General features: G+C 68.6%; 1 protein-coding gene. It reads right to left on the bottom strand.

What is annotated here, in order from left to right; translation table 11 throughout:
- On the bottom strand, positions 1-279 hold a 279-nt coding region (locus tag NE591_RS14760), incomplete at its 3' end, for a 4Fe-4S cluster-binding domain-containing protein (RefSeq protein WP_371130638.1).
- Positions 280-296 lie beyond the last annotated feature (17 nt).

The raw sequence follows: 296 nt of genomic DNA, 5'->3' as shown, positions 1-296 counted from the left end.
CTCAAGCTCGCCCATGATGGCGGCCAATCGCTCGACAGTGATTGCCCGGGCCGCCTCGCCCAGAGCGATAGAGGCGTTCTGGCAATAATCACAACGCAGAGGGCAGCCGGAGAAGAAGATGGTGCCGCTGCCGTCCTCGCCGGAGATCGGCGGCTCCTCCCAGAAGTGCAGCGCCGCCCGGGCCACAAGCACCTCGCCCGCAGCTCCGCAAACCCCGCGCTCCCCCGCCGCCCGATCAACGCCACACCTCCGGGGGCACAGCTCGCACGACAACGGCAACGCGTAGAGGGGATGCG

Source organism: Adlercreutzia sp. DFI.6.23 (genome assembly GCF_024462535.1).
Classification (GTDB): domain Bacteria; phylum Actinomycetota; class Coriobacteriia; order Coriobacteriales; family Eggerthellaceae; genus Adlercreutzia; species Adlercreutzia rubneri.
The sequence above is the reverse complement of the archived record's forward strand: the minus strand, read 5'-3'. Positions and strand labels throughout refer to the sequence as shown.